The sequence below is a fragment of the Saccharopolyspora mangrovi genome, from assembly GCF_035320975.1.
GTDB lineage: Bacteria > Actinomycetota > Actinomycetes > Mycobacteriales > Pseudonocardiaceae > Saccharopolyspora > Saccharopolyspora mangrovi.
The window spans coordinates 120,257-127,843 of record NZ_JAWLNX010000019.1 but is presented as its reverse complement, the minus strand read 5'-3'; the positions used below and the strand labels follow the sequence as shown (position 1 = coordinate 127,843).

Annotated in this window: 7 protein-coding genes; 5 read left to right on the top strand and 2 right to left on the bottom strand. The window is 67.6% G+C overall.

The window, feature by feature from the left end; genetic code table 11:
• Together R4I43_RS24485 and mutA are read right to left on the bottom strand one after the other, a co-directional pair.
• The coding region (locus R4I43_RS24485; protein ID WP_324268041.1) for a methylmalonyl-CoA mutase family protein at positions 1 to 520 on the bottom strand (520 nt) is incomplete at its 3' end.
• Complete coding sequence (gene mutA, locus R4I43_RS24480) at positions 517 to 2,358, bottom strand: methylmalonyl-CoA mutase small subunit (RefSeq protein ID WP_324268040.1); 1,842 nt, start codon at positions 2,356 to 2,358, stop codon at positions 517 to 519. The genes mutA and R4I43_RS24485, both read right to left, overlap by 4 nt.
• A gap of 73 nt (positions 2,359 to 2,431) precedes the next feature.
• Between mutA and R4I43_RS24475 the strand changes: the two genes are divergently transcribed.
• The 5 genes from R4I43_RS24475 to R4I43_RS24455 all read left to right on the top strand — a co-directional run bounded on the left by R4I43_RS24475 (position 2,432) and on the right by R4I43_RS24455 (position 7,533).
• The gene (locus R4I43_RS24475) at positions 2,432 to 3,469 is read left to right on the top strand and encodes a LysR family transcriptional regulator (protein WP_324268039.1); all 1,038 of its coding nucleotides are present in this window, start codon (positions 2,432 to 2,434) and stop codon (positions 3,467 to 3,469) included.
• Positions 3,470 to 3,631: 162 nt separating this feature from the next.
• Positions 3,632 to 4,801 carry an acyl-CoA dehydrogenase family protein gene (locus tag R4I43_RS24470; protein WP_324268038.1) on the top strand — a complete coding sequence of 390 codons (1,170 nt, stop codon included), beginning with the start codon at positions 3,632 to 3,634 and terminating at the stop codon, positions 4,799 to 4,801.
• Positions 4,798 to 5,862: an enoyl-CoA hydratase/isomerase family protein gene (locus R4I43_RS24465; RefSeq protein ID WP_324268037.1), complete on the top strand. Its 1,065-nt coding sequence runs from the start codon at positions 4,798 to 4,800 to the stop codon at positions 5,860 to 5,862. Before R4I43_RS24470 ends, R4I43_RS24465 begins: the two co-directional genes overlap by 4 nt.
• A complete protein-coding gene (gene mmsB / locus R4I43_RS24460; RefSeq protein ID WP_324268036.1) occupies positions 5,855 to 6,760 on the top strand; it encodes a 3-hydroxyisobutyrate dehydrogenase in 906 nt (301 codons plus the stop codon). Before R4I43_RS24465 ends, mmsB begins: the two co-directional genes overlap by 8 nt.
• Positions 6,757 to 7,533, top strand: coding sequence for an enoyl-CoA hydratase (locus tag R4I43_RS24455; protein WP_324268035.1), 777 nt, complete (start codon positions 6,757 to 6,759; stop codon positions 7,531 to 7,533). The genes mmsB and R4I43_RS24455 overlap by 4 nt, the downstream gene beginning before the upstream one ends.
• Positions 7,534 to 7,587: the final 54 nt, after the last annotated feature.

Here is a 7,587-nt window from a genome sequence, read left to right as displayed (position 1 = left end):
GCAGCACCGCGCCGTTCATGGTCATCGACACGCTCATCCGATCCAGCGGGATGCCGTCGAAGAGCTGCCGCATGTCCAGGATCGAGTCGATCGCCACGCCCGCCATGCCGACGTCCCCGCCGACGCGGGGGTGGTCGGAGTCGTAGCCGCGGTGGGTGGCCAGGTCGAAGGCCACTGACAGGCCCTTCTGCCCGGCGGCGAGGTTGCGGCGGTAGAAGGCGTTGGAGGCCTCGGCGGTGGAGAACCCGGCGTACTGGCGCACGGTCCAGGGCTGGTTGACGTACATCGTCGGATAGGGGCCGCGCAGGAACGGAGCCAGACCGGGGTAGGTGGACAGGAAGTCCAGGCCGTCCACATCGGACTCGGTGTAGAGCGGCTTGACGTCGATGCCCTCCGGCGCCTCCCACGCCAACGCATCGGAGCATTTTCCGACGGCCGACCGGATTTCCTGTTGCCATCGTTCTGGCTTGGAGGGTTCGGGGTCCGTGAGGGGGATGTCGGCGAAGTTCGGGATCATCATGATTCGATTCCCAGTGTTCGATGAGCGTCGCGGAGGATGTCGATGACGTTGCAGCCGGTGTGCACGTACCCGTCCACGCCGCGGTCGTCATGGGGTTTTCCCGCCAGCAATACGGTTTTCGCCCCGGCCTCCCGGAGCGTACGGATCACGTCCGTGGCCCACGCTGCGTATACGTCGTCGCTGGAGCACAGGCACACCACCGGGCACGGACGCTCGATGTATGCCTTCATGACGTCGTGTGCGTTGTCCGTGGGGCCGGCATCGGGTGTGGCCAAGCCACCGGCGGCGAAGAGGTTGCGGGCGAAGGAAGCCCGCGCGTTGTGCTTGGCCAAAGGGCCGAGGGTGGCCAGGAAGACTGCTGGGCGCTCCCCGGTTTCGGCGAGCCGTTTGTCGGCGGCGTCACGGAGTGCTTCGAAGTCTTCGGCGTAGCGGTGCGCCGGCAACCCGCCGCCGGGCTGCTCAGGTGCGGGGGTGCGGTGCAGGGGTGTTTCGTCGAGGTGGGGGAATTCGCTGACGCCGGTGATGGGGTCTCGGCGGTGTGCGATGGCTTCGCTTCGTTGCTGCCAGGTTTTGGCTAGCTCCTCGGCGACCAGACCGGATTCCAGGGCCTGCGGGAGTCCGCCGGCGGCTTCGATGTGCTGGAACCAGGTCCAGGCGGTGCGGGCGAGTTCGTCGGTGAGGGTTTCGACGTACCAGGAGCCGCCTGCGGGGTCGATGACTTGGGCGAGGTGGGATTCCTCCAGCAGCAGGGCCTGGGTGTTGCGGGCGATGCGGCGGGCGAAGTCATCCGGCAGGCCGATGGCGGTGTCGAAGGGCAGCGTGGTCACCGACTGGGCGCCGCCGACTCCGGCGGCGAAGGTGGCGATGGTGCCGCGCAGCATGTTCACCCACGGGTCGCGGCGGGTCAGCATCGCCTGCGAGGTCACCGCGTGCTGGGTCTGCGCCCGCGCCTGCTCGCTCACGCCGGAGGAGCGGGTGACCTGCTCCCACAGGCGCCGGGCGGCGCGCAGCTTGGCGATGGTCAGGAACTGGTCCGCGGTGGCGGCGTAGCGGAACTCCAGCTGCCCGGCGGCGGTATCGACATCCATGCCCGCGTCGGTCAGCCACCGCAGGTAGGTGACCCCGGCGGCCAGCGAGCAGCCCAGCTCCTGGGCGTCGGAGCCGCCCGCGTCGTGGAACGGCAGCGCATCCACCGTCAGGGCTCCCAGCTGGGGGAACTCCGCGGCGCAGCGCTGGGCGAGCTCGACCGCGGCGTCGCGGTCACCGGCCTGGCCGGTGCGGGCCTGCACCCCGAGCGGGTCGGCGCCGAGGTTGCCGCGCAGCTCACCAGGCGGCACGCCCTGCTCGGCGGCCAGGGCCAACAACGCCTTCGCGGCGGCGGCGAAATCCGCACCCGCGTCCAGGCTCACGCCGATCATGTCCAGGTGCACGCCGTTCAAGGCGTCGGCGAGGTCGTCGATCGCGAGTCCGGCGGCGCCCAGGCGCAGCCAGAGGGAGGAGACGCCGTTGTAGAGGTCGGCCAGGACCTCGCGGTTGGTCTCGGCGGCCTCGGGGTGTTCGTGGCGCTGGCGCACGTCCCAGCCCTCGGCCACACCGCCCTGCGGCCGGGCGCCGCGCACGAACGGCGCCAGACCCGGAAGACCCGGATCGGCGGGCGCCGAGGTGTAGAGCGGGCGCACCCGGATGCCATCGTGGGTCGTCGAGTTCAGCACGTCCTCGACCGGTCCCGTGGGCGGCTCGTCGCCGACCAGACCGGATCGTTCCAGCACCTTGTGGACCTGGGCTTGCCACTGCTCACGGGTCGGCGCGTCCAGGTCATTGCTGAGGTCGAGGTCCATCGCGTCTTCCGGGTTGGGGGAGGGGTAGCGCAGCGTCTCCGCGCTGTCTGGAGAGCCTCGCCCAGGTGCGCATGTGCGTTCAAGCAGTAGATGCGCAGACTTGATGTGCAAGAATGCACATCAAGGGAGAGGGCCCGAGTCGGACGACGCTTCCTCCCGCATCGCACCCACCGAGATCGAATCGCGGCACAGCATGAGCAACAAGAACATTGACACGTCGAGGCTTCGGGCCGATGACCTCCGGCACTTGCTGGCGCTGGCCAGGACCGGGCGCTTGGTCGCGGCTGCATCGGCGTTGGGAGTGGACCACACGACCGTTGCGCGGCGTATCTCAGCTCTGGAGAAGGCGATTGGTGTGAGGCTCGTCGAGCGCGGTGCCGATGGCTGGGAGCTGACCGATATCGGACGCTCGGTCGCCGAGAACGCGAGTCCGATCGAGGAGGCCATCGAGAACGTCGCCAACGCCGCCACCGGTAGCAGCTCGGCCTCTCTGCGGGGGACGGTCCGCGTGACGGCGCCTGACGGCTTCGGCGCGCTGTTCGTCGCGCCGGCGCTCACGCGCATCCAACGGGCGAATCCGCAGCTCAACGTTGAGCTGATCACCGCGACTCGTGAGCTGGCTCTGCACCAGTCCGGCTTCGACCTCGCGGTCGCGGTCGGCTCCCCGGCGGGAAGTCGGTTGGTGACCGAGAAGCTCACCGACTACTCGCTGTCGCTGTACGCGGCCACCGGGTACCTGGCCGAGCGCGGAGTGCCGGAGACGATAGAAAGCCTGCGCAACCACGTGCTGATCTTCTACACGGGTTCGATGCTGCGGGTCGGCGACCTCGACCTGGAGCGTCACCTGCCCGGCGTCACCGCGCGGTTCAGCTCCACCAACATCTTCGCGCACTTGGAGGCGACGAGGGCGGGCGGTGGCATCGGTGTGCTCCCGGACTTCGTAGCGCGTCGTTGTCCGGAGCTCACCCGGCTGGGCAGCTTCGGCGCGGACATGCGCTTGTCGTTCTATCTGGCGGCGCGCAGGGAGAGCGTGTCCAGGCAGGTGGTTCGGGTGATCAGTCGCTCGCTGCAGGACGAAGTGGAGGAGCGCAAAGCAGAGCTTCAGCCCTGAATCCCTTCGGAGTCGTGCGTTTCTGCACACCTGACCTGTGTTCTTGCCTCTTGAGTCGGTTCGGTCCACTCGGGAACATCTCCGGCAATAGTCGGTAACCGTTCAATCGGACGTCCGACCATTCTGGCGTCCGCGTCCGACTCGTGCTGGAGGAAAGAACACATGGATGCACGTGCCGACGGTGGCGGTGTCTTCTGCCTGAACGAGGACCAACAGGCGCTGGCCGAGACCTGTCGCGAGTTCGCGGCCGACCTGCTGGCGCCCAACGCCGTGGAGTGGGACCAGACGAAGCACTTCCCGGTCAGTGAACTGCGCAAGGCAGCAGAGCTGGGAATGGGAGGCATCTACGTCAGCGAGGAGTACGGCGGCTCCGGGTTGGGCCGGCTGGACGCTGCGGTGATCTTCGAGGCGCTGGCGACCGGATGCCCGGCGGTGGCCGCGTACCTGTCGATCCACAACATGGTCGCATCGGTGATCGACCGCTTCGGCAACGATGATCAGCGCGCGCGGTGGTTGCCGCGCTTGTGCTCGATGGAGGCGCTGGGCAGCTATTGCCTGACAGAACCCGGAGCGGGATCCGATGCCGCGTCGCTGACGACCCGTGCGGTCCGGGAAGGCGACCACTACGTGGTCAACGGCGTCAAGCAATTCATCTCCGGTGCCGGAGCCTCGGACGTCTACGTCGTGTTCGTCCGCACCGGAGATGACGGGCATCGGGGCATCTCCGCGCTGGTGGTCGACTGCGACACCGAGGGCCTCTCATTCGGCCCGAACGAGCACAAGATGGGCTGGAACGCCCAACCCACCCGCCAAGTCCGTTTCGAAGACGCTCGGGTGCCCGTTGAGAATCTGATCGGCGCCGAGGGCCAAGGGTTCCGCCTCGCCATGTCCGGCCTCGACGGTGGACGACTCAACATCGGAGCCTGCTCGCTGGGTGGCGCTCAGGCGGCGCTGGACGCCACGGTGCGCCACCTGTCCGAACGCGAGGCGTTCGGGCAGGTGCTGCGGGACTTCCAGGCCCTGCAATTCCGCGTGGCCGACATGGCCACCGAACTGGAGGCGGCGCGGTCGATGTTGTGGCGCGCGGCCGCGGCGGCGGATGCCAAGGACCCATCGGCGACGCGGTTGTGCGCGATGGCCAAGCGCGTGGCCAGCGACACCGGGTTCTCCGTCGCCAACGAGGCGTTGCAGCTGCACGGCGGCTACGGCTACCTGTCCGAGTACGGCATCGAGAAGATCGTCCGCGACCTGCGCGTGCACCAAATCCTGGAAGGCACCAACGAGATCATGCGCGTCATCGTGTCCCGTGACCTGCTAGGAGCCGCCCGATGACCGATGCCGAAGTGCTCGTCGACGTCTGCGGACGAATGGGGCGGCTGACGCTGAACCGGCCGCGCGCCCTCAACGCCCTCACCGCCGAGATGGTCCAGTTGCTGGACAACGCCCTCTCCAGCTGGGAACGCGACCCGGAGATCGCGTGCGTACTGATCGAAGGAGGGGGAGACCGCGGACTGTGCGCGGGCGGCGACATCCGCGCCATCTACCAAGCCGCACTGGTCGGCGACCCGGCTCCGAAGAACTTCTGGCGCGACGAGTACCGGCTGAACGCGCGGATCAAGCGTTACCCCAAACCGTACGTGGCCATCATGGACGGAATCGTCATGGGCGGCGGAGTGGGTGTGTCGGCGCACGGCTCCGTCCGGGTCGTCACCGAACGCACCAAGATCGCGATGCCCGAGGTGGGCATCGGGTTCGTACCGGATGTGGGTGGGACGTACCTGCTCAGCCGCGCACCCGGCGAACTGGGCACGCACGCGGCCCTCACCGCGGCGCAACTGGGCCCGGGGGCGGCGATTCAGTGCGGTGTGGCCGACCATTTCGTGCCCAGCGACTCCCTCGCGCCACTGGCCGAGGACCTCGCGAACGCACTGCCCGATGAGATCGACACCGCGGTGCAGCGGCATTCCACGACGGCTCCGCCATCCACGCTCGACTCCGACATGGAGTGGATCAACGAGTGCTATGCCACCGACGACGTCGCCGAGATCGTGCGACGTCTCCTGACTAGCGGGGTCGAAGCGGCAGAACGAGCGGCAGAGGACATCTCCGCGAAATCACCCACCGCCTTGAAGGTGACCTTGCACGCGCTGCGCACGGCGCGCGGACTCGGCTCGCTCGAGCACTGCCTGGAGCAGGAATACCGCACCTCGTGCGCATTGCTGTCGTCCCCGGACCTGGTCGAGGGAATCCGAGCTCAGGTCGTGGACAAGGACAGAAACCCGCAGTGGAGCCCGGGCCTGCTGGACGAGGTCGGCGCGGACGTGGTCGAGAAGTTCTACGCGGCGGGCGACGACGAGCTCGGCCCGGCAACGATGGAGGAGTGCGATGACTGACATCGGAATCATCGGCCTCGGCAACATGGGTGGCCCCATGGCGGCCAACCTCAGCCGAGCCGGGTACCACGTGCGCGGTTTCGATCTTTCCGCCTCGGCTTGCGTCGCGGCAGCCGAGCAAGGCGTGGAGATCGTGGAGGCCGCCTCGGACGCGTGCAACGGCGCGGAGGTCGTGCTCACGATGCTGCCCAGCGGCGAACACGTCCTCGACCTGTACCGAAACGGTGGGCTGCTCGAGGCGGCTTCTCCGGGGACGCTGTTCGTGGACACCTCCACGATCGAGGTCGGTGAGTCGCGCGTGGCCCGCGACTTGGCGGTGAAAGCCGGTCATCGCGCCTTGGACGCCCCGGTTTCCGGTGGGGTCGTCGGCGCGACGGCCGGAACGCTGACCTTCATGGTCGGTGGTGAAGCTGCGGACTTCGAGAGTGTCGAACCCATTCTGAACGTGATGGGCAAACGTGCAGTCCACTGCGGAGCGTCCGGAGCGGGCCAGGCGACGAAGATCTGCAACAACCTGATCCTGGGGATCAGCATGATCGGGGTCAGCGAGGCGTTCGTCCTCGGCGAGGCGCTGGGTGTGTCCCACGAGGCGCTGTTCAACGTCGCCTCGACGGCCACCGGCCAGTGCTGGGCGCTCAACACGAACTGCCCCGTGCCCGGCCCGGTGCCGACCAGCCCGGCGAACAGCGACTTCGACCCCGGGTTCGCCACGGCACTCATGGTCAAAGATCTCGGGCTGTCGCAACGCGCAGCAGACGGTGCAGGGGTGGCGACAGCGCTCGGAAAGCACGCCCACGAGCTGTACGTCCACTACTACGAGCAGGGCGGGGCGGATCGGGATTTCTCAGGGATCATCAACGCCGTCCGGGAGTCCATCGAGAAGGAGGCAACGGCGTGACCAGCTACCAGACGATCGAGGTGGAACACCGGGGAGCGGTCGGCGTGGTGACGCTGAGCCGACCCGATGCGCTCAACGCGCTCAACACCCAGCTCATGGGCGAGGTTACGGCGGCGGTGTCCGAGCTCGATCAGGACGGTCAGATCGGATGCATCGTGCTGACCGGATCGCGGAAGGCGTTCGCCGCCGGCGCCGACATCAAGGAGATGCAGTCACTGTCCTACATGGACGCATACTCCAGCGACTGGTTCGCCGCCTGGGATCGTTTGACGGCGGTGCGCAAGCCGTTGATCGCTGCGGTCTCCGGTTACGCTCTCGGTGGTGGGTGCGAACTGGCCATGCTCTGCGATCTGATCATCGCGGCGGACAACGCGAAGTTCGGTCAACCGGAGATCAAACTCGGTGTGATCCCGGGCATTGGCGGCACGCAGCGGCTCACACGAGCGGTCGGCAAGGCAAAAGCCATGGAAATGTGCCTGACCGGGCGGATGATGGACGCCACCGAGGCAGAGCGCAGCGGCCTCGTGGCCCGAGTCGTTCCAGTCGACCTGCTCACCGAGGAAGCGCTGGAGACCGCTTCGGCGATTGCGGGCATGTCCACCCCGGTCGCGATGATGGTCAAGGAGAGCGTCGACCGGGCGCACGAGACGACGCTGTCCGAGGGCGTGCGCTTCGAACGACGCGTCTTCCACGCCACCTTCGCCACCGATGACCAGAAGGAAGGCATGGCCGCCTTCGTCGACAAGCGCGTGCCGTCGTTCACCGATCGATGAAACATGAAGGGGCGACTCACCTCGGAGCTCCGAGATGAACCGCCCCTTCATGTG